The sequence below is a fragment of the Mycolicibacterium tokaiense genome (assembly GCF_010725885.1).
GTDB classification, from domain to species: Bacteria; Actinomycetota; Actinomycetes; order Mycobacteriales; family Mycobacteriaceae; genus Mycobacterium; species Mycobacterium tokaiense.
Window position 1 is genome coordinate 3,312,702 of the sequence record NZ_AP022600.1, and the last position, 19,616, is coordinate 3,332,317.

Below are 19,616 nucleotides of genomic sequence, written 5' to 3' on the forward strand. Positions count from 1 at the left end.
GAGGTCCCCGTTCGATTCCGTGTACACAGTCGATGTTCAGCTTAGTTTCTCCGCTCCGACCGGTCGGTAAGCTCGAAGCATGTTCGCTCTTTCCGGAGTTCCCGGCCTCGACGATGTGCGTACGCTGGCCCGCAAGGTCGACACCGCGCGCCACCACGGAATCCCGAACGGGTGCATCATCGAGTTGAACCTCGACATCGTGCCGCCCGAGACCGTCGGCTTCGACCCACTGGTGGTGCTCACCCGGGGCGGGCGCCCGATGACGCTGCGGCAGGCGGTCGCCGCGATCCACCGCGCCGCAGAGGACCCGCGCGTAGCGGGACTGATTGCGCGCGTTCAAATTCCGGCCGCCGCAGCCGGCCCGGTCCAGGAACTGCGGGCGGCCATCGCCGCGTTCACCGCCCACAAGCCGTCACTGGCCTGGGCGGAGACCTATCCGGGGACGCTGGCGTACTACCTGGCGTCGGCGTTCGGTGAGGTCTGGATGCAGCCGTCGGGCACGGTGGGCCTGGTCGGCTTCGCCACCAACGCCCTGTTCCTGCGCGACGCCCTGGACAAGGCCGGGATCGAGGCGCAGTTCGTCGCGCGGGGTGAATACAAGTCTGCGGCAAATCTTTTCACACAGGACAGCTACACCGACGCCCACCGCGAGGCGGACACCCGGCTGCTGCAGAGCCTGCACGAGCAGGTGTGGCAGGCGGTGGCCCGGTCGCGCGGCATAGACGTTGCCGAGGTCAACGCCCTGGCCGACCGGGCGCCGCTGCTGCGTGACGACGCCGTCTCGGGGCGTCTGGTGGACCGGATCGGCTTCCGGGACGAGGCCTACGCGCGGATCGCAGAACTTGTTGGCGCCGAAGGTATCTCACCCGAGACGGGTAGCGCTGACGACGACGGCGCGCCGCCTCGGCTGTTCCTGTCGCGGTACGCCAAGGCGTCCGCGCAGAACGGGCCCTCGGTGCCGGTGCCGGGGCGCGCCAGGAAGCCCAAGGTGGCGGTGGTGACACTCGCGGGACCCATCGTCAGCGGCCGCGGCGGTTCGGGATCGCCGTTGGGCAGGTCCAACGCCGGTGCCGACACCATCGCCGCCGCACTGCGTGCGGCCACCGCCGACGACGACGTCGACGCCATCGTGCTGCGGGTCGAGAGCCCCGGCGGCTCGGTGACCGGGTCCGAGACCATCTGGCGTGAGGTGGTCCGGGCCGTGGACGCCGGCACCCCGGTGGTGGCCTCCATGGGCGCGGTTGCCGCCTCCGGCGGGTATTACGTGTCCATGGCCGCCAGCGCCATCGTGGCCAACCCGGGCACCATCACCGGGTCCATCGGCGTGGTGACGGGCAAGCTGGTCGCCCGGGATCTCAAGGACCGCCTCGGCATCGGTTCGGATGCGGTGCGCACCAACGCCAACGCCGACGCCTGGTCGGTCAACGCCCCGTTCACCGAGGCCCAGCAGCAGCAGGTCGAGGCCGAAGCCGACCTGTTCTACAACGACTTCCTGGCCCGGGTGGCCGCCGGCCGCAACCTCAGTGTCGAGGCGGTGGACGCCGTGGCCCGGGGCCGGATCTGGACCGGGGCCGACGCGCTGGCGCACGGGCTGGTCGACGAGCTCGGTGGGCTGCGCACCGCGATCGAGCGGGCGAAGGTGCTGGCCGGCTTCGACGCCGACGCCGAGGTGAACCTGGCCGCCTACCCCGGATCATCGGTGCTGGAGGTGCTGCGACCCAAGCAGTCCTCCCAGCCCGCTGCGGCCTCGTTGCCGGAAGCGGTCGGCTCACTGCTGGTCCAGTCGGTGGCGGGTGTGCTGAGCCAGGCCGAGCGCACCCTCAGCGGCGCCAGCGTGCTGTGGCTGGGGGACACCCGGCTCTAGGCCGGGCGGACCGCGCTGACGTACACGATGTCACCCAGCGGGTCGTTCTCGTCGAGTGTCGGCGGGCGAAGGCCGTTGCGGCGGAACAACTCCGAGTTGGGCACGGTGTCCACCTGCCAGCCGCGATCGCCCAGGTAGTCCGCTGCGCTGTGCCGATGACCGCGGTACACCAGCGCGGCCATGTCCAGGTCCAGCCCCTGATCGGCGAATGCCGCCGAGGCGGCCGAGACCCGGTCGGTGTCGAGGTCGACGATGCCGGGTGCGAACTCGGTGGCGACCATGCTGGCGGGGGCGCTGAGGTCGATGATCGTGTCGAACAACCGGTCCTGAGCCTCCGGCGGCAGATAGATCAGCAGCCCCTCGGCGCACCAGGCGGTCGGTTGCGCGGCGTCCCAGCCGGCGGCGCGCAGCGCGGCAGGCCAGTCCTGGCGCAGGTCGACGCCGATGGCGCGCCGCTGCGCCGTCGGCTGCGCACCGAGCTGGGACAACGTGTCGGTCTTGAAGTCGATCACCTGCGGCTGGTCCAACTCGTAGACCGTGGTGCCGCCGAGCCAGGGCAGCCGGTAGGCGCGGGAGTCCAGCCCGGCGGCCAGGATCACCGCCTGCCGGATCCCGGCGTCGCCGGCGGAACGGAAGTAGTCGTCGAAGAACTTGGTACGCAAGGCCATTGCGTCGATCATCTGCTCGGCGCGTTCCGGGGTGAAGTCGGGGAACTGCGTGAGGTCCATCTGTCCGTCGACCATCCTGGTGGAGAAGTCGATCCCGACCGCACGCACCAGGGGAGCGGCCCACGGGTCATCGATGAACCGGCCGGCCTGGGTGGCCAGCGCCCGCGCGGCCGCCACCATGGTCGCGGTGGTGCCCACGCTGGACGCGGGATCCCAGGAGTCGTCTTCGGTACGTGCCATGCGCCTACTCTAGGGCAGCGGTCAGATATCCCGAGTCGCCGCCGAGGAACGCCGAGAGATCATCGGTCGGCAACTCAAAACCGTTGGCGGCGAACGCGTCCGCAGCCCGCAACGTCCGCGTCTGCCAGCCCAGCCCCTGCAGGTAGGCGCCCGCGGAGTTGCGCTGCCCCTGGTAGAACAGCTCGGAGAGCCGGATGTCGGAGCCGGCCTGCTGTGAGCGTTGATCGATCTTCTGCGCCCAGTCCGCCGGCAGCGCATCCATGTCCATGTGTTCGGTGGCCAGTCGGCTGCCCGGGGCCGAGAGCGCGGTGATGTGGTCGAACAGCGTGTCCTGGGCATCTGGCGGCAGGTAGATCAGCAGGCCTTCGGCGATCCACGCCGTCGGCCGCGACGGATCAAAACCGGCCTGCCTCAGCGCCGTGGGCCAGTCGTCGCGCAGGTCGATCCCGACGGTACGACGGTCCGCCGACGGGGTGGCGCCCAACGCGGCCAAGGTGCGCGTCTTGAAGTCGATGACCTCCGGCTGGTCCACCTCGAAGACCGTGGTCCCGGCCGGCCACGTCAGGCGGTAGGCCCTGGTGTCCAACCCGGATGCCAAGATCACCGCCTGGGTCAGGCCCGAGTCGATGAGGAAGTCGTCGAAGAACCGGGTGCGCACCACCATCTGCTCGATCATGGTCTGGCGGCTCATCAGCGGGTCGTCCTCGGTCAAGACGCCGCCGTCGATCATCGCGATGAACTGCTCCACCCCGACGGCCCGCACCAGCGGGTCAGCCCAGGGATCCTCGAGCAGAGCGTCGGGACCCTGTGAGGCCATCGCCCGGCCGGCGGCCACCGCGGTGGCGGTGGCGCCCACGCTGGAGGCCAGATCCCAGGTGTCGGAGTCGGTTCGTGTCATGGTCAATCCTTCCTGGTGGCGATCACGGACAGTGAGTTGCGCAGCGGGGCCAAGGTGTCGGAGGTGGGAAAGGCCCGCCCGTACGAGGCGAACACCTCGGGGCGTGACCGCGCGGTGACGTCCCACCCGCGGGTGCTGAGGTAGTCGACGACGGAGTTGCGCTCACCGCCGTAGGACAGGTCGGCGAAGTCGAGGTCGAAACCCTGCGATCCCCACTGCTCCCGGATCGCTGCCGCCCGTTGCCCGATGGCCGCGCCGGCATCGGGGTGGTACTCGGTGGCCAGCCGGCTGCCCGGGGCCGAGAGTGCGGTGAGGTGATCAAACAGCCGGTCCTGCGCCTGTGGCGGCAGATAGATCAGTAGTCCCTCGGCGCTCCACGCGGTGGGCAGGGAGTCGTCGAACCCGGCGGCGCGCAGCGCGGCGGGCCAGTCGTCGCGCAGGTCCACCGCCACCGTCCGGCGGTCCACCGTGGGTTCGGCACCCAACCCGGCCAGGGTCGTGGACTTGAAATCGATCACCTGGGGCTGGTCGATCTCGTAGACCACGGCGCCCGCGGGCCAGGCCAGGCGGTACGCCCGCGAATCGAGACCGGAGGCCAGGATGACGGCCTGCGGCAGGTCGGCGGAGACGAAGAAGTCGTCGAAGAACCGGGTGCGCACCGCCATGACGGTGGTCATGGCGGTCGCCGCCTCGGCGGCCTCCTCCGGAACCTCGAGGGCGCGATCGACCATCTTGGTGAAGAAGTCCACCCCGACGGCGCGCACCAGCGGTGCGGCGTAGGGGTCGTCGATCAGCGGATCGGGTTCGGTGCTGGCCAGCGCGCGGGCGGCGGCCACCATGGTGGCCGTCGCGCCGACGCTGGAGGCCAGATCCCAGGAGTCGGTGTCCGTGCGCCCGGCCGGAGTGCTCATCGTTGTGCGGTGATGTACACGACGTCGCCGAAGCCGACCTCGTCGTCCTCCACCGGGGTCAGGCCGGCCGCGCGGATCAGTTCCTCGGCCTTGCGCGCCTCGACCTGCCAGCCGTGCTCACGCAGGTAGCCGGCGGCCTCGGCACGCTCGCCCAGGAAGGTCAGCTCGGAGAAGTCGAGATCAAAGCCGTGGTCCTGCCACCGCGAGGTCACCGACTGCATCCGTTCGCGGGCGGCCTCCTGATCCGCGGCGCTGATGACCGGCACGCCCTCGACGGCCAGCCGGCTGCCCGCCGGGCTCAGCTCGGCGATCTGGTCCAGCAGACGGTCCTGGGCCTCTGGCGGCAGGTAGCCCAGTAGTCCTTCGGCGATCCAGGCGATGGGGGCCGAGGTGTCCAGCCCCGCCTCGCGCAGGGCCGTCGGCCAGTCGTCGCGCAGGTCGATCGCGACCGTCTTGTGCTCGGCGGTCGGCGTGGCACCCAGATCGGCCAGCGCCTGGGTCTTGAACGCGATCACCTCGGGCTGGTCGATCTCGAAGACGGTGGTGCCGGCCGGCCACTGCAGGCGGTAGGCGCGGGCGTCCAGGCCGGCGGCCAGGATCACGGCCTGGCGGATGCCGGCGTCGGTGGCGGCGCGGAAGAAGTCGTCGAAGAAGCGGGTGCGGGCGGCCATGCCGTCGGCAAAGCGCTGGACGCTCACCGGGGCGGAGCCGGAATCCAGGTCCGCTGCAGTCAGCTCGCCGGTGGCGAGTTTGGTGAAGAAGTCGACTCCGACCGCGCGCACCAGTGGTTCGGCGAACGGGTCGTTGATCACGGCGTCGGGGGAGTTGGTGGCCATGGCGCGCGCGGCGGCCACCATGGTGGCGGTGGCGCCGACGCTCGAGGCGAGGTCCCAGGTGTCGTTGTCGGTGCGCGGCATGAGCGTGAGTTCCTTCCCGAAGGTTAGTTAGCTGAGCTATAGACCACCCTACGCCGGGAAGGCTGGTAACCGACTGAGAGCAGTAGATGCGGTCGATGAGGGGCCCGGCTGTTACTCTCGTACACTGATTTGACGCGCGAGGCCGCTGGCTGTGGTTACCCCTCTGGCCTGCCGGTACTCGCAGCAAGACCCAGGATTTACCCGTCGCTGGCCCGGCCAGCCCCATCGGCACGTCGCGATAGAGCTGGCTGCCCAGGAGGAAGAGTGCTCTCGGCTTTCATCTCAGCGCTGCGGACAGCCGATCTCAGGAAAAAGATCCTGTTCACGCTGGCGATGGTCATCCTGTACCGGGTCGGCGCCTCGCTGCCGTCCCCCGGGGTGAACTACGGCAACGTGCAGCAGTGCATCGAACAGGTCAGTGGCGGCGACTCCGGCCAGATCTATTCGCTGATCAACCTTTTCTCCGGCGGAGCGCTGTTGCAGCTGTCGGTGTTCGCGGTCGGCGTAATGCCGTACATCACCGCGAGCATCATCGTGCAGCTGCTCACCGTGGTGATTCCGCGCTTCGAACAGCTGCGCAAGGAAGGACAGTCCGGTCAGGCCAAGATGACGCAGTACACGCGTTATCTCGCGGTCGCGCTGGCTGTCCTGCAGGCCACGTCGATCGTGGCGCTGGCCGCCAACGGCGGCCTGCTGCAGGGTTGCTCGCTGGACATCATCGACGACCAGAGCATCTTCGTGCTGGTGGTCATCGTCATCGTCATGACCGCGGGTGCCTCGCTGGTGATGTGGATGGGCGAGCTGGTCACCGAGCGCGGCATCGGCAACGGTATGTCGCTGCTGATCTTCGCCGGCATCGCCGCCGCCATCCCCGGTGAAGGCAAGAACATCCTGGACAGCCGCGGCAACATGGTCTTCGCGCTCGTCTGCCTCGCAGCCTTGATCATCATCATCGGTGTGGTCTTCGTGGAGCAGGGCCAGCGCCGCATCCCGGTGCAGTACGCCAAGCGCATGGTCGGCCGCAAGATGTACGGCGGCACGTCGACCTACCTGCCGCTGAAGGTCAACCAGGCCGGCGTCATCCCCGTCATCTTCGCGTCCTCGCTGATCTACATCCCGCAGCTGATCACCCAGCTGATCCAGAGCGGCAGCAGCAACCCCGGCCAGGGCTGGTGGGAGAAGTTCGTCGCGGACTACCTGTCCAACCCGTCGGACCCGATCTACATCGCGCTGTACTTCGGTCTGATCGTGTTCTTCACCTACTTCTATGTGTCGATCACGTTCAACCCCGACGAGCGCGCCGACGAGATGAAGAAGTTCGGTGGTTTCATCCCCGGCATCCGCCCCGGTAAGCCGACCGCCGACTACCTGCGCTACGTCCTGAGCCGGATCACGCTGCCCGGCTCGATCTACCTCGGCATCATCGCCGTGCTGCCCAACGTCTTCCTCGACATCGGCAACAGCGGCGGTGGCGTGCAGAACCTGCCGTTCGGTGGCACCGCGGTGCTGATCATGATCGGCGTGGGTCTGGACACCGTGAAGCAGATTGAGAGCCAGCTCATGCAGCGCAACTACGAAGGGTTCCTCAAATGAGAATCGTTCTCCTCGGGCCCCCCGGTGCAGGCAAGGGCACGCAGGCCGTGAAGCTGGCCGAGAAGCTCGGCGTCCCGCAGATCTCCACCGGCGACCTGTTCCGCCACAACATCAGCGCCGGCACCGAGCTGGGGATCGAAGCCAAGAAGTACCTCGACGCCGGCGACCTGGTGCCCGCAACGCTGACCAATGCGCTGGTCGACAGTCGTCTCGACGACGAGGACGCCGCCGCCGGGTTCATCCTGGACGGCTTCCCGCGGTCGGTGGAGCAGGCTGCGGCGCTCGAGGAGATGCTGCGCAAGCGCGGCCTGAAGCTCGACGCCGTGGTGGAGTTCCGGGTCCCGGAGGACGAACTGGTGCAGCGCCTGAAGGGACGCGGCCGCGCCGACGACACCGAGGACGTCATCCGCAACCGTTTCAAGGTGTATCGGGACGAGACCGCTCCGCTGCTGGACCACTACAGCGCCGAACTGAAGACCGTGGACGCCGTCGGATCGCTCGACGAGGTGTTCGCCCGGGCGCTGCAGGCGCTCGGCAAGTAATGGTCTCGATCCCCGGGCTGCGCGGCCGCAAGGTCGTGCCGCAACGGAGCCCCGGTGAACTCGACGCCATGGCCGTCGCGGGTGCCCTGGTGGCCAGAGCGCTGCGCGCGGTGCAACAAGCCGCGGTTCCCGGCGCGTCCACCCTGGACCTCGACCGGGTGGCCGAGTCCGTCATCCGTGACGGCGGCGGCATCCCGTCGTTCCTCGGCTATCACGGCTACCCGGCCAGCATCTGCTCCTCGGTCAACGACCGCGTGGTCCACGGCATCCCGTCGACGTCCGACGTGCTGGCCTCCGGCGACCTGGTGTCCATCGATTGCGGCGCCATCGTCGACGGGTGGCACGGCGATTCCGCCGTCACCTTCGGCGTGGGCCCGCTGATCCCGGCGGATGAGTTCCTCTCCGCGGCCACCCGGGAGTCCATGGAGGCCGGCATCGCCGCCATGGTGCCCGGCAACAAGCTCGGCGACGTCTCGCACGCCATCGAGAGCGGTACGAGGGCCGCCGAGCGCAAGTACGACCGGAAGTTCGGCATCGTCGCCGGGTACGGCGGCCACGGCATCGGACGCCAGATGCACATGGATCCGTTCCTGCCCAACGAAGGCCCGCCCGGGCGCGGTCCGCTGCTGGCCCCGGGCTCGGTGCTGGCCATCGAACCGATGCTGACTCTCGGAACCACGGCCACCCGCACCCTCGACGACGACTGGACCGTGGTCACCACCGACGGCTCCCGGGCCGCGCACTGGGAGCACACCGTCGCTGTCACCGACGACGGACCCCGCATCCTGACTCTCTGAGTCCCCGGTGCCCGAAGGCGACACGGTCTACGCGTTGGCCCGGCGCCTGAGAGCGGCGCTGGACGGCCGCACGCTGAGCGTCGGTGAACTCCGGGTGCCGCAGCACGCCACCGACGACCTCGCCGGTCGCATGGTGCTCGAGCACGTCACCCATGGCAAGCATCTGCTCACCCGGCTTTCCGGCGACCTCACCGTGCACACGCATCTCAAGATGTCCGGGTCGTGGACCATCTCCGGGGCGGGCCGGTGGCTGCCGCGCACCGTGATGCCGGACGTGCGGGTGATCCTGCGCACCGACGGCCCGGCGGCCTACGGGGTGAGGTTGCCGGTGGTGGATCTGCTGCGCACCCGCGACGAGCGCGACGTCATCGGGCACCTGGGACCTGACCCGCTGCGCGAGGACTGGGACCCCGCCGAGGCAGCCCGCCGGCTCGCCGCGGCGCCGGACCGCCCGCTGGTGGCCGCCCTGCTGGATCAGCGCTGCGTCGCGGGGTTCGGCAACCTGTGGGCCAACGAGCTGTGTTTCCTGCGCGGACACAACCCGTGGACGCCGGTGGCCGACGTCGACGTGGACGCGCTGCTGCGCCTCGGTGCGCGAGCGCTGCGACATTCGGCGACGGTGCCGGGCGCCATGCAGGTCACCACCGGGGTACGCCGCAAGGGCGAACAGCACTGGGTGGCCGGCCGCGCGGGCCGGCCCTGCCTGCGGTGCGGTACGACCGTGCAGGTGGTCGACGAGGTGCCCGGAGATCCGGAACGACGCCGGACGTGGTGGTGTCCCCGGTGTCAGCCCCGCTGACGATGCTTGAATGGTCGGATGCCGGAGCCAACCCGCGACCCCATCGCGCAGGCGCGCACCAACTGGGAGAAGGCCGGGTGGGGTGACGTCGCCGACGGCATGGTGGCCGTGACGTCGGTGATGCGCGCGCACCAGATTCTGCTGGCGCGCGTGGAAAGTGCCTTGCGGCCTTATGATCTGAGCTTCTCCCGGTTCGAACTGCTGCGGCTGCTGGCCTTCAGCCGCAACGGCGCCCTGCCGATCACCAAGGCGTCGGACCGGCTGCAGGTGCACGTCACCAGCGTCACGCACGCCATCCGCCGCCTGGAGGCCAGTGGTCTGGTGCGCAGGGTTCCGCACCCCACCGACGGCCGCACCACCCTGGTGGAGATCACCGAGCTGGGGCGCTCCACCGTCGAAGACGCCACGGAGACGCTGAACCGCAAGGTGTTCGCCGACATCGGCATCTCGGAGGCGCAAGCGCAGGCGCTGGTGGGCGCCATCGAGACCCTGCGCCACAGCGCGGGCGACTTCTAGCTCAGCGCAGGGCGTTGATGACGGCGCTGAAGTCCTCGCCGGCGTGCTCCTCGTTGAACGCGCGGTAGATCTCGGCGGCGTGGGTGCCCAGCGGCGCCTGGGATCCGGTGGAGGACACCGCGTCCATCGCCAGACCCAGGTCCTTGTTCATCAGCGCGGTGGCGAACCCGGGTTTGAAGTCGTTGTTGGCCGGCGACGTCGGGACCGGCCCGGGGACCGGACAGTTGGTGTGCACCGACCAGCAGTTCCCGGTGGCGCCGGTGATCACGTCGAACAGCGACTGGTCGGACAATCCCAGCTTCTCGGCCAGCACGAACGCCTCGCCGATGGCGATCTGCTGCACTGCCAGCACCATGTTGTTGCACAGCTTGGCGGCCTGGCCGGTGCCCGACGCCCCGCAGTGGATGATCTTGCCCGCCATGGGATCCAGCACCGGGCGTGCGCGTTCGACGGCCTCGTCGCTGCCGCCCACCATGAAGGCCAGGGTGCCCGCGGTGGCGCCCTTGACGCCGCCGGAGACCGGGGCGTCGATCTGCAGGAAGCCGCCCTTCTCGGCTTGGGCGTTGATCTCCCGGGCGTCGGCCACCGAGATGGTGGAGGTGTCGATGAACAGTGTCCCCGGGGCAGCAGCGGGCAGCGCCTCGGCGTAACAGGACTTCACGATGGCGCCGTTGGGCAGCGAGGTGATCACCACCTCGGCTCCCGACACCGCCTCGGCGCCGGTGTCGAACACGCTGGCGCCCTTGGCTTCCAGGGCTTCACGCAGGGCGGGTACCAGGTCGAAGGCCCGCACGGGGTGCCCGGCGGCCACCAGGTTGGCTGCCATCGGGCCGCCCATGTTGCCCAGGCCCAGGAATGCGATCGTCGTCATCGACTACCTCTCAACTCGCCGCTCGCGCGCGTGCGGCTTCTGCTCTGCCGATCACGACGCGCATGATTTCGTTGGTGCCTTCCAGGATCCGGTGCACCCGCAGGTCGCGGACGATCTTCTCCAGCCCGTATTCCTTGAGGTAGCCGTATCCGCCGTGCAATTGCAGGGCCTGATCGGCCACCTCGTAACAGGCATCGGTGACATAGCGCTTGGCCATCGCGCACAACGCCACCTTGTCGGGGTCGTCGGCGTCCAGCGCAGCGGCAGCCTGCCACAACAGCATTCTTGAGGTCTGCAGCGCGGTGGCCATATCGGCCAGGGTGAACCTGATGGTCGGCTCGTCGAGCAGCGATGCCCCGAAGGCCTCGCGGTCGCGGACGTAGGCCGCTGCCTTCTCGTAGGCGGTCTGCGCCCCGCCCAGTGAGCAGGCGGCGATGTTGATCCGGCCACCGTTGAGCCCGCTCATGGCGATACCGAAACCGGTGCCTTCGTCGCCGCCCAGCAGATTCTCCGCCGGCACCCGCACGCCTTCGAAGATCACCTGGGCGGTGGGCTGGGCGTTCCACCCCATCTTGACCTCGTCGGGTCCGAAAGACAGTCCAGCGGAGTCTTTCTCGACGACAAACGCCGAGATACCGCGCGGTCCTTCGCCGCCGGTGCGGGCCATCACCACATAGACATCGGAGCTGCCGGCACCGGAGATGAACTGTTTGACCCCGTCCAGGACGTAGTGCTCACCGTCCCGGACCGCCCGGGTGCGCAATGCCGAGGCATCCGAACCCGCCCCCGGTTCGGTCAGACAGTACGAGGCAATGGCCTCCATCGACGCCAGTTTCGGTACCCAGGTCTTGCGCTGCTCGCGGGTGCCGTAGGTGTCGATCATCCACGCGCACATGTTGTGGATCGACAGGAACGCCGCCACGGTGGGATCGGCGGCGGCCAACTGCTCGAAGATGCGGACCGCATCGATACGCCGCAGGCCGCTGCCGCCGACGTCTTCATTGCAGTACACCGCCGCCATCCCGAGCTCGGCGGCCGCGCGCAGCTCCTCGACCGGAAAGTGTTTGGCCGCATCCCAATCCAGTGCGTGCGGGGCCAGCCGCTTGGTCGCGAACGCCGCCGCGGTCTCGGTGATCACCCGCTCGTCGTCGTCGAGTCCGAACATGTGCATGGCGCGGCCTACTTCATCGTCGGGATGACGAACTCGGCGCCATCCTTGATGCCGGAGGGCCACCGCTCGGTCACGGTCTTGGTTTTGGTGTAGAACTGGATGGACGCCGGACCGTGCTGGTTGAGATCGCCGAAGCCGGAACGCTTCCAGCCGCCGAAGGTGTGGTAGGCCACCGGCACCGGGATCGGGACGTTCACCCCGACCATGCCCACCTGCACCTTGGACACGAAATCCCGTGCGGCGTCGCCGTCGCGGGTGAAGATCGCCACGCCATTGCCGTACTCGTGCTCCGTCGGCAGTCGCAGCGCCTCGTCGTAGTCGTGGGCCCGCACGATACACAGGACGGGTCCGAAGATCTCGTCGGTGTAGATGCTCATGTCGGTGGTGACGTGATCGAAGAGGGTGGGGCCGATGAAGAAGCCTTTTTCGAGGCTCTGGTCGTCGAAGGAGAGTTCGTCGGTGGTCCGTTCGCGGCCGTCGACCACCAGCTCGGCACCGGCTTCGACGCCCTGGCCGATGTAGTTGCGCACGCGCTCGAGTGCTGCGCCGGTGACCAGCGGCCCGTAGTCGGCCTTGGGGTCCAGGCTGTGGCCGACGCGGAGCTGATTGACGCGCTCCACCAAGCGGTTTCGCAGGCGGTTGGCGGTTTCTTCGCCGACGGGCACCGCAACGCTGATGGCCATGCAGCGCTCACCGGCGCTGCCGTAGCCGGCGCCGATGAGTGCGTCGACGGCCTGGTCGAGGTCGGCGTCGGGCATGATGATCATGTGGTTCTTGGCGCCGCCGAAGCACTGTGAACGCTTGCCGTGCGCGGCGGCGGTCGAGTAGATGTACTGCGCGATGTCCGAGGAGCCGACGAAGCCGACGGCCTGGACATCGGGGTGGGTGAGGATCGCGTCGACGGCCTCCTTGTCGCCCTGGACCACCTGGAACACTCCCGCCGGCAGGCCGGCTTCGAGGAACAGTTCGGCCAGGCGCAGCGGCACCGACGGGTCGCGCTCGGAGGGCTTGAGGATGAACGCGTTGCCGCAGGCCAGTGCCGGGCCGGCCTTCCACAGCGGGATCATCGCCGGGAAGTTGAACGGGGTGATGCCGGCGACGACGCCGAGGGGCTGGCGGATGGAGTAGACGTCGATGCCGCCGCCGGCGCCTTCGGTGAACTCACCCTTGAGCAGATGCGGGATGCCGATGGCGAATTCGATGACCTCGATGCCGCGCTGGATGTCGCCCTTGGAATCGGCCACGGTCTTGCCGTGCTCGATGGACAGCAGCTCGGCCAGTTCTTCCACGTGATCGTTGACCAGGGCAATGAATTTCATCATCACCCGGGCGCGGCGCTGCGGGTTCCAGGCCGCCCAGTCCTTCTGTGCCTCGACCGCCGAGGCCACTGCGGTGTCGACATCGTCCTTGGAGGCTAGGAGGACCTGTGCCTGCACCTGGCCGGTGCTGGGGTTGAGCACGTCCGCGGTGCGGGTGGAACCCAGTGTCGAACGCTTGCCGTCGATGAAGTGCGGAATTTGTGTGGTCATGAGTCATCCCAGGATCGGAAGTGGCGCGGGTATCCGCCCGCGATACGGATCAACTAGATACTTGCATATCCTAGTAATGTCTGGCGGCGAGGCGCAAGGGTGTGGTGGTCGAGGAACTGCGACACCCGGTCGTAATCGGCGTCGCGCGGTCACCGCGGGGCTAGTGTCAGCTCAGATCGAAGGGAGTTTGGGCGATGACCGCACACCCGGAGTCCGCGGAGCCGCTGCACGGTGGCTACCCGCGGCCCGATACCGTCCAGCTCGCCTACGAGGCTGTCGACGTCAATCGTGCAGTTCAGGTGTACCGCCACTTCTACCGCTCGGTGTCGGGTGCGGCCGTTTTCGAGGGCACAGTTGCAGCAGGCGTGCAGCCCAACACAGTGTTCGGCTATCTCGACACCCAGCCGCGCCATGTGGGCTTCACCCTCAACTCGGACACCCCGTACGGGGTGATCCTGCTCGACCTGCACGACGGGCCGATGGTGCTCGACGTCCCCGAGGGGTCGTTCGTGGGCGCCGTGATGGACATCCACCAGCGCTGGATCCTGGACTTCGGCCTGCCCGGTCCCGACGCGGGCAGCGGTGGCACGCATCTGATCCTGCCGCCCGGCTACGACGGTGAGGTGCCCGACGGACATCAGGTGGGGCGTGCCGACGCCTTCCGCGTGCTGGTGGCCGTGCGCTCCATCCCGCTCGACGGTGACGTCGCCGCCGCTCTGCAGCGCATCACCACCGTGGGGGTCCGCCCGCTCGGAGAGTCGCCGGATTGGGCCGAACCGACCTGGGTGGACATGACCGACGCCGGTCAGGACACCACCCCGGTGGCCATCGAGACCGGGATCGACTTCTGGACCTCCCTGCACCGCGTCATCGACGCCGAACCCGTGCTCGCGGACAGCCGCGCCCTCTACGGCGAGCTGGCCGCCCTCGGGATCACCAAGGGGCAGCCGTTCGAGCCCGACGACCGGATGACCCGGATCCTCGAACTGGCGGCGAAGACGGCGAATCTGCAGATGCGGGTGGAGTCGTTCGCCGACCGCACCCCAGGTCGGCTGGTGTGGGACGACCGGCACTGGGAGTGGGTGGCCCTGCGCTCGGAGAACGGCACCTTCGACACCGAGAACTACCGCGACACCTATGCGTTGGACAAGTGGTTCTTCCAGGCCATCGCCACCTCCCCGGCGATGTTCCGGCGCGACGCCGGGGCTGGCTCGCTGTACTGGCTGGCGCTGTCCGACCGCACCGGCGCCTACCTCGACGGCAGCAACTCCTACACCCTGACGGTCCCACTTCCGGTGCCCGCCAAGCTCTTCTGGTCGGTGACGCTGTACGACGCCGCGACCCGTAGCCAGGTGCGGACCGATCAGGGCCGGGCTGCACTGCGGTCGTTGTTCGAATTGTCCGACCTCGACGGTGAGTCCGTGACCCTGCACTTCGGTCCCCAACCGCCCGACGGCGACGAGAGTCGTTGGGTCAGGACCGTTCCCGGCGCTGGGTGGTTCGCCTACTTCCGCATCTACGGCCCCGACGGGCCCGCGTTCGACGGTTCCTGGAAGCCGGGGGACCTGGAACTGGTGGGCACCGGCGGCGATTAGGCAGTGTCGTCTAGGCGATGTCGTCGTCGGCGACCGCCGACGCGGCTTCGTCGATGATGGCGCGCATCGCGCGCTCGGCCTGCTCGGCCTCGCCCATCCGGATCGCCCGGGCCACCTCGTCGTGCAGCGCAATCGCGGTGATCTCCGGCTTGGCGGGCATCATCCCGTGGTGGGTACGGCCCATCAGCACCTCCGACACCACGCCGGACAGAGCGCGGAACATCTCGTTCCCGCTGGCGTCCAGCATGGTCCGGTGGAAATTCATGTCGGCGGTCAGATAGGCCTCCAGGTCGCCGGACCGGCCGTGCATCACCATGTCGGACACCGCGCCGGCCATCAGTCGGCAGTGATGCGGGGTGGCGCGCGTCGCCGCCAGGGCGGCGGCTGCCGGTTCGAATCCCTTGCGCAGCTCCGACAGTGACAGCAGAGTCGCGGTCCGATCGCCCACGTCGAGCCGCCACCGGATCACCATCGGATCGAAGACGTTCCAGTGCTCGGCGGGCTGGACGGTGATGCCGACCCGTCGCCGTGAGGTGACCATGCCCATCGATTCCAGCACGCGGACGGCTTCCCGGACGACGCTGCGGGAGACCCCGTGCTCGCAACCCACCTCGTCGAGCGTGAGAACGCGGTTCGCCGGGTACTGACCCGACACGATGGCGGTGCCCAGTGCAGAGACGACGGTGTCATGCAACGCGACGCCCATTGGCCGTTCGACCATCGAAGGATCATGTCAGATAACGGTCTGCTTGGCTAAGAGTCAGAGCAATTCTGGGTTTTGCTTGAATTAATCTGATCTATACGGCACAGTGTGTGATCGTAAGCACACTGGACCAGGCGGAGGACATGGCATCACCAATCGTCGTCATGGGCGTTTCGGGATCGGGAAAGTCAACGGTCGGGGCTGCGCTGGCGCAGCGTCTGCGCGTGCCCTTCGCCGATGCCGACGACTTCCACCCTGAGGCCAACATCGAGAAGATGTCGGCCGGTCATCCCCTCGATGACGATGACCGTCATCCCTGGCTCGAGTCGATCGGCCAGTGGCTGGCGCAGCACAGCGATGGCGGCGTGATGAGTTGTTCGGCACTCAAACGCAAATACCGCGATCAACTGCGCACCCACTGCGCCGACGTCGAATTCCTACATCTGGCCGGAACTCTCGAGGTGATCGGCAGAAGGCAGGCCAGCCGGCCTGGACACTTCATGCCGCCCGCACTGCTGGCGTCGCAGTTCGAGACGCTCGAAGCGCTGGAGCCAGACGAACGTGGCATCGCCATCGACGTGGACAACAGCATCGATGCGATTATCGAAACCTATGTCCAGTCAACCGAATCCGACAACCGGACCGAATAACCACCGCCACCGCACGAACAGTTGGGGAACCTCGTGAACACCATCGAACCGGCCTACGGCACGGGCACTCTACTCATCATCGCGGCGGCTGCCGTCGCCCTGCTGCTCTTCTTGATCATCAAGGTCAAGCTCCACGCGTTCGTGGCACTGGTGCTGGTGAGCTTGCTGACCGCCCTGGCGGCCGGGATTCCGGTGGCTGACGTGCCCACCGCGCTGACGTCGGGCTTCTCCAGCACGTTGGGGTCGGTGGCACTACTGGTCGGCTTCGGGGTGATGGTGGGCCGCCTGCTCGAAGTCACCGGCGGGGCACAGGTTCTTGCTGACACCTTGATCGGCCGGTTCGGTGAGAAACGCGCACCGCTGGCGCTGGGTGTGGCGGCACTGCTCTTCGGTTTCCCGATCTTCTTCGACGCCGGCCTGGTGGTGTTCCTGCCGATCATCCTGACGGTGGCCCGGCGATTCGGTGGCTCGGTCCTGCTCTACGCCCTGCCCGCCGCCGGCGCCTTTGCCGCCATGCACGCTCTGGTTCCGCCGCACCCCGGGCCCGTCGCCGCCGCGGAGGCCCTGGGCGCCAATATCGGTCTGACGCTGCTGATCGGAGCGCCGGTCGCCGTCGTCGTCTGGTTCGTCGGCGGCTACCTGGTGTCGCAGGTGCTGGGCAAGCGCATCCACGTCGACCTGCCCACCTCGATCTTCGGTGAGATCAACGGTGGCCAGGACGCGGATGACACCGCCGTAGGGGGCGGCAGCACCAAGACCGCAGCGCGCACGGCTCCTGCCTTCGGCACCGTGCTCGGTGTGCTCCTGCTGCCGTTCGTCCTGATCTCCTTCAACACCGTGCTCGACACCCTGATGACCGCCGGCGTGATCGAGGACGGCGCCACCTGGGCCGAGTACCTCAAGCTGTTGGGTAACACCCCCGTCGCGCTGCTCATCACAGTCATCGTGGCGACCGTGGCCCTCGGTCTGCGGGGCCGGTCGATGGCCACCGTCAGCGACATCCTGGACAAAGCGTTGGGCCCGATCTGCGCGGTCATCCTGATCACCGGCGCGGGCGGCATGTTCGGCGGTGTGCTGCGCCAGAGCGGTATCGGCGACGCGCTCAGCGGATCGCTGTCCAACCTCGGTATCTCACTGATCCTGCAGGCCTTCCTGATCTCCACGCTGCTGCGGGTTGCCCAGGGTTCGGCCACCGTCGCCCTGACCACTACGGCCGGGCTGCTCAGCGCCTCGGTGGCTGCTGCCGGCCTCGGTGGTGTCCAGTTGGTGGCCTTGGTGATTGCGATTGCGGCCGGCGCCACGGTGCTGTCCCACGTCAACGACTCCGGCTTCTGGCTGGTCAGCCGATTCTTCGGCATGGACGTCAAGACCACGCTGAAGACCTGGACGGTCATGGAAACCACCCTGGGTCTCACTGCCTTCATCATCAGCCTGGGGCTCTGGGCAATCGGCTGAGCGGCCGCCCGTCAGAAGGGTGGTTCTTCGCAGTCGTCTGCCGGTGGTGGTGGGGGTGGTGGTCGCCAGTCGGCGGTGATGGATTCGTCTTCCCAGGGGTCGTTGATCCAGGGGCACCAGGAGGCGGTGCGACGGCGGCCACTGAGGACCAGTCGTTTGAAGCGGACGTCGTTGCGGCGCCCCCGTTGTCTGATTTCGTGGGCGCGTTGCTGGTTGACCCACCGGGTCTCGCGGTTGGACGCCTGTTTGGCCGCCAACCCGGCCCGGGCAGCCGCGATCCGGGCGGTCTTCTCTGCCTTCGGGTCCCGCGGTCGGGTCCACGGTTTGGGGCGGCACGCTGCGGCGAGGTCGTCGAACAACTCCGCCCCATCCGGAGCCGACCGGTACGTCCGCCCGGTGGGTGAGGTCCACTCGATGGTGCCGCCGGTGAGTTGTCTGGTGCTCCAGCCGCCCTCGCCGGACAGGAACGTCTTAATCCTGTGATGGGTGCGGCATTTCGGATCCAGGTTGAACCCGGCGGTCCACCCGCCGCGCAGCGGATGCTGGTGATCGAACGGGATGCTGTGGTCGAGGTCGGCTGTCCAGGCGGGCTGGTTGCAGAACGGGAACGAGCACGTCAGCCCCCGGACGCGGACCCAGCGGTCCATCGCGGCGGACCAGTGGTGGCGCAGTAGCACCGAGGTGCCGTCGCGGGTTTCGGTGGGGGCATTCGGGTCGGTGTCGGGGTTGCGCACATCCCGGCATACGCTGCCCGGTTGGTCAACGAGTTCTCGGACTTGGTCGGCGTCGATGACGCCGTAGCCCTGCAGGAAGCCAGGTTCGTCGCTGTCGCCGGTGACGGTGGCGGCGGGGGCGATGACGTTGATGACGTACTGCGCCGCCGCCGCCGCCGGCGTGGTGTTGGGTTCGGGTCTGGGGGCGGGGCAGTCCTCACACCCGCACGCGCACGCCAACACAAAGCTGCCGTCGGCGATGGCCTCCGCCGCATCCACCCGCCGCTGCACCAACGTTCGCGGATCCTGGCCGCACACCGCCTTGGCCATCTGATCCAGCCGGGCATCGACTTTGGCGATCACCGGAGCGCCGGCGTAGAGGCGGATTTCACCCATTCCGTTGGGTAGTGCCTTCGCGCTGACTCGGCGTTCGGTGTCGGCGGCGACCCGACGCTCTTTGGCGCCGTCGGGATCGACGTGCAGGATGGCTCTGTCGACGGCACCTTGGAGGCGGGTGCGGGACCAGCAGTCCCAGGTCGCGATCTTCGCCGCCAGATTGCGGTCCACGTCCCGGATCGCGGTGTCAGTGACATTGGCCGTGCGGTTGATGATGAGTTTCGTCGAGTCCCAGTCCAACCGTCCGGAGGCCAGCAGACCGTAGATCTGCGGCAGCCGCTCATCAAGGGCGTCGGCATAGCCCACGATCTTCATGGCCACCGCCGGCGGTACCCCCAACGCGGGCCCGATTTCGGCGGCGGTGCGCACGAACCCGGAGATCAACCCGAAACCCGGATCGCCGTCAGGCAGCATCGCTTGTTGGTCGTAGCCTTCGTTCATCCGCTGGGCCAGCAGCGCGGCGATGGCGGCCATCCGATGCGCCCACACCGCGGACTCATCGAGGCGGGAAGATTCCACCTCGGTGAGCAGCGCTCCGGGATCGCATTCTTCGAACATACATTCGATTTTACCAGCGTTGCACCGCGTCTGCCAGCAAAAACAGCTTGCGGCTTGGGGGTGTGGATAAGATCCGGATTGTTGACTAAAGGTAGGCGTTCAGAGATCGGCGATCCGCGGGGCGTCTTCCTGGCGGTAGGGGAAGCGCGAACGGTCAGGCCCCTGACGGCCACCGCGGTCCCCCCGACCGGACTTCAACACCTCCGCTAGTGTCACCGAAGCGCCGAGGC

At 68.1% G+C, this 19,616-nt stretch carries 18 protein-coding genes; 9 read left to right on the plus strand and 9 right to left on the minus strand.

Features of this window, described 5'->3' with window-relative positions; all coding sequences use genetic code 11:
- Window positions 1–79 precede the first annotated feature (79 nt).
- Entirely contained in the window at window positions 80–1,864 is a 1,785-nt protein-coding gene (sppA, locus tag G6N58_RS16215; RefSeq protein WP_115278028.1) for a signal peptide peptidase SppA, read from the plus strand.
- Here the strand turns inward: sppA and G6N58_RS16220 are convergent.
- The 4 genes from G6N58_RS16220 to G6N58_RS16235 are packed head-to-tail and all read right to left on the minus strand — an operon-like array spanning window position 1,861 to window position 5,498.
- Window positions 1,861–2,772 carry an SAM-dependent methyltransferase gene (locus tag G6N58_RS16220; RefSeq protein WP_115278027.1) on the minus strand — a complete coding sequence of 304 codons (912 nt, stop codon included), beginning with the start codon at window positions 2,770–2,772 and terminating at the stop codon, window positions 1,861–1,863. The two genes, sppA and G6N58_RS16220, sit on opposite strands and share 4 nt — an antisense overlap.
- A 4-nt stretch (window positions 2,773–2,776) precedes the next feature.
- On the minus strand, window positions 2,777–3,670 hold the full coding sequence (locus G6N58_RS16225; RefSeq protein WP_115278026.1) for an SAM-dependent methyltransferase: 894 nt from the start codon (window positions 3,668–3,670) through the stop codon (window positions 2,777–2,779).
- A 2-nt stretch (window positions 3,671–3,672) separates the two neighbouring features.
- A complete protein-coding gene (locus G6N58_RS16230) occupies window positions 3,673–4,581 on the minus strand; it encodes a class I SAM-dependent methyltransferase (RefSeq protein ID WP_115278025.1) in 909 nt (302 codons plus the stop codon).
- Window positions 4,578–5,498: a class I SAM-dependent methyltransferase gene (locus tag G6N58_RS16235; RefSeq protein ID WP_115278024.1), complete on the minus strand. Its 921-nt coding sequence runs from the start codon at window positions 5,496–5,498 to the stop codon at window positions 4,578–4,580. Before G6N58_RS16235 ends, G6N58_RS16230 begins: the two co-directional genes overlap by 4 nt.
- A gap of 264 nt (window positions 5,499–5,762) precedes the next feature.
- On the opposite strand from G6N58_RS16235, the gene secY reads away from it, so the two are divergent.
- Genes secY through G6N58_RS16260 form a run of 5 tightly spaced genes read left to right on the plus strand, consistent with a single transcriptional unit; the run spans window position 5,763 to window position 9,745 of the window.
- Window positions 5,763–7,091: a preprotein translocase subunit SecY gene (gene secY / locus G6N58_RS16240; protein ID WP_115278023.1), complete on the plus strand. Its 1,329-nt coding sequence runs from the start codon at window positions 5,763–5,765 to the stop codon at window positions 7,089–7,091.
- Window positions 7,088–7,633, plus strand: coding sequence for an adenylate kinase (locus G6N58_RS16245; protein ID WP_068915649.1), 546 nt, complete (start codon window positions 7,088–7,090; stop codon window positions 7,631–7,633). Before secY ends, G6N58_RS16245 begins: the two co-directional genes overlap by 4 nt.
- Complete coding sequence (gene map, locus G6N58_RS16250; protein ID WP_115278021.1) at window positions 7,633–8,430, plus strand: type I methionyl aminopeptidase; 798 nt, start codon at window positions 7,633–7,635, stop codon at window positions 8,428–8,430. Before G6N58_RS16245 ends, map begins: the two co-directional genes overlap by 1 nt.
- Window positions 8,431–8,437: 7 nt before the next feature.
- Complete coding sequence (locus G6N58_RS16255; RefSeq protein WP_115278020.1) at window positions 8,438–9,229, plus strand: DNA-formamidopyrimidine glycosylase family protein; 792 nt, start codon at window positions 8,438–8,440, stop codon at window positions 9,227–9,229.
- Window positions 9,230–9,247: 18 nt separating this feature from the next.
- The gene (locus G6N58_RS16260) at window positions 9,248–9,745 is read left to right on the plus strand and encodes a MarR family winged helix-turn-helix transcriptional regulator (RefSeq protein WP_068915652.1); all 498 of its coding nucleotides are present in this window, start codon (window positions 9,248–9,250) and stop codon (window positions 9,743–9,745) included.
- A 1-nt stretch (window position 9,746) separates the two neighbouring features.
- Here the strand turns inward: G6N58_RS16260 and mmsB are convergent, their stop codons facing one another.
- From mmsB to G6N58_RS16275, 3 genes are read right to left on the minus strand one after another with little or no spacing between them, the layout of a single operon-like run.
- Window positions 9,747–10,616, minus strand: a complete 870-nt coding sequence (gene mmsB, locus G6N58_RS16265) for a 3-hydroxyisobutyrate dehydrogenase (protein ID WP_115278019.1) — start codon at window positions 10,614–10,616, stop codon at window positions 9,747–9,749.
- 10 nt (window positions 10,617–10,626) lie between these two features.
- Complete coding sequence (locus tag G6N58_RS16270) at window positions 10,627–11,787, minus strand: acyl-CoA dehydrogenase family protein (protein WP_068915654.1); 1,161 nt, start codon at window positions 11,785–11,787, stop codon at window positions 10,627–10,629.
- Window positions 11,788–11,795: 8 nt separating this feature from the next.
- The gene (locus G6N58_RS16275) at window positions 11,796–13,316 is read right to left on the minus strand and encodes a CoA-acylating methylmalonate-semialdehyde dehydrogenase (RefSeq protein WP_068915655.1); all 1,521 of its coding nucleotides are present in this window, start codon (window positions 13,314–13,316) and stop codon (window positions 11,796–11,798) included.
- 194 nt (window positions 13,317–13,510) lie between these two features.
- On the opposite strand from G6N58_RS16275, the gene G6N58_RS16280 reads away from it, so the two are divergent.
- Window positions 13,511–14,911, plus strand: a complete 1,401-nt coding sequence (locus G6N58_RS16280) for a DUF1254 domain-containing protein (RefSeq protein WP_115278018.1) — start codon at window positions 13,511–13,513, stop codon at window positions 14,909–14,911.
- A gap of 10 nt (window positions 14,912–14,921) precedes the next feature.
- On the opposite strand, the gene G6N58_RS16285 is transcribed toward G6N58_RS16280, so the two are convergent.
- The gene (locus tag G6N58_RS16285; RefSeq protein ID WP_068915657.1) at window positions 14,922–15,632 is read right to left on the minus strand and encodes a FadR/GntR family transcriptional regulator; all 711 of its coding nucleotides are present in this window, start codon (window positions 15,630–15,632) and stop codon (window positions 14,922–14,924) included.
- Window positions 15,633–15,757: 125 nt separating this feature from the next.
- On the opposite strand from G6N58_RS16285, the gene G6N58_RS16290 reads away from it, so the two are divergent.
- Together G6N58_RS16290 and G6N58_RS16295 are read left to right on the plus strand one after the other, a co-directional pair.
- Complete coding sequence (locus G6N58_RS16290; RefSeq protein ID WP_115281476.1) at window positions 15,758–16,264, plus strand: gluconokinase; 507 nt, start codon at window positions 15,758–15,760, stop codon at window positions 16,262–16,264.
- A 33-nt stretch (window positions 16,265–16,297) separates the two neighbouring features.
- Window positions 16,298–17,719, plus strand: coding sequence for a GntP family permease (locus G6N58_RS16295; RefSeq protein ID WP_115278017.1), 1,422 nt, complete (start codon window positions 16,298–16,300; stop codon window positions 17,717–17,719).
- A gap of 11 nt (window positions 17,720–17,730) precedes the next feature.
- On the opposite strand, the gene G6N58_RS16300 is transcribed toward G6N58_RS16295, so the two are convergent.
- The gene (locus tag G6N58_RS16300; RefSeq protein ID WP_115278016.1) at window positions 17,731–19,386 is read right to left on the minus strand and encodes a DUF222 domain-containing protein; all 1,656 of its coding nucleotides are present in this window, start codon (window positions 19,384–19,386) and stop codon (window positions 17,731–17,733) included.
- Window positions 19,387–19,616 lie beyond the last annotated feature (230 nt).

Coding starts and splice junctions, on each gene's coding strand:
- G6N58_RS16275 (WP_068915655.1), bottom strand. CDS start 13,316: ATGACCACACAAATTCCGCACTTCATCGACGGCAAGCGTTCGACACTG.
- G6N58_RS16230 (WP_115278025.1), bottom strand. CDS start 4,581: ATGAGCACTCCGGCCGGGCGCACGGACACCGACTCCTGGGATCTGGCC.
- G6N58_RS16235 (WP_115278024.1), bottom strand. CDS start 5,498: ATGCCGCGCACCGACAACGACACCTGGGACCTCGCCTCGAGCGTCGGC.
- G6N58_RS16280 (WP_115278018.1), top strand. CDS start 13,511: ATGACCGCACACCCGGAGTCCGCGGAGCCGCTGCACGGTGGCTACCCG.
- G6N58_RS16285 (WP_068915657.1), bottom strand. CDS start 15,632: ATGGTCGAACGGCCAATGGGCGTCGCGTTGCATGACACCGTCGTCTCT.
- mmsB (WP_115278019.1), bottom strand. CDS start 10,616: ATGACGACGATCGCATTCCTGGGCCTGGGCAACATGGGCGGCCCGATG.
- map (WP_115278021.1), top strand. CDS start 7,633: ATGGTCTCGATCCCCGGGCTGCGCGGCCGCAAGGTCGTGCCGCAACGG.
- G6N58_RS16225 (WP_115278026.1), bottom strand. CDS start 3,670: ATGACACGAACCGACTCCGACACCTGGGATCTGGCCTCCAGCGTGGGC.
- G6N58_RS16245 (WP_068915649.1), top strand. CDS start 7,088: ATGAGAATCGTTCTCCTCGGGCCCCCCGGTGCAGGCAAGGGCACGCAG.
- sppA (WP_115278028.1), top strand. CDS start 80: ATGTTCGCTCTTTCCGGAGTTCCCGGCCTCGACGATGTGCGTACGCTG.
- G6N58_RS16300 (WP_115278016.1), bottom strand. CDS start 19,386: ATGTTCGAAGAATGCGATCCCGGAGCGCTGCTCACCGAGGTGGAATCT.
- G6N58_RS16290 (WP_115281476.1), top strand. CDS start 15,758: ATGGCATCACCAATCGTCGTCATGGGCGTTTCGGGATCGGGAAAGTCA.
- G6N58_RS16270 (WP_068915654.1), bottom strand. CDS start 11,787: ATGCACATGTTCGGACTCGACGACGACGAGCGGGTGATCACCGAGACC.
- G6N58_RS16260 (WP_068915652.1), top strand. CDS start 9,248: ATGCCGGAGCCAACCCGCGACCCCATCGCGCAGGCGCGCACCAACTGG.
- G6N58_RS16220 (WP_115278027.1), bottom strand. CDS start 2,772: ATGGCACGTACCGAAGACGACTCCTGGGATCCCGCGTCCAGCGTGGGC.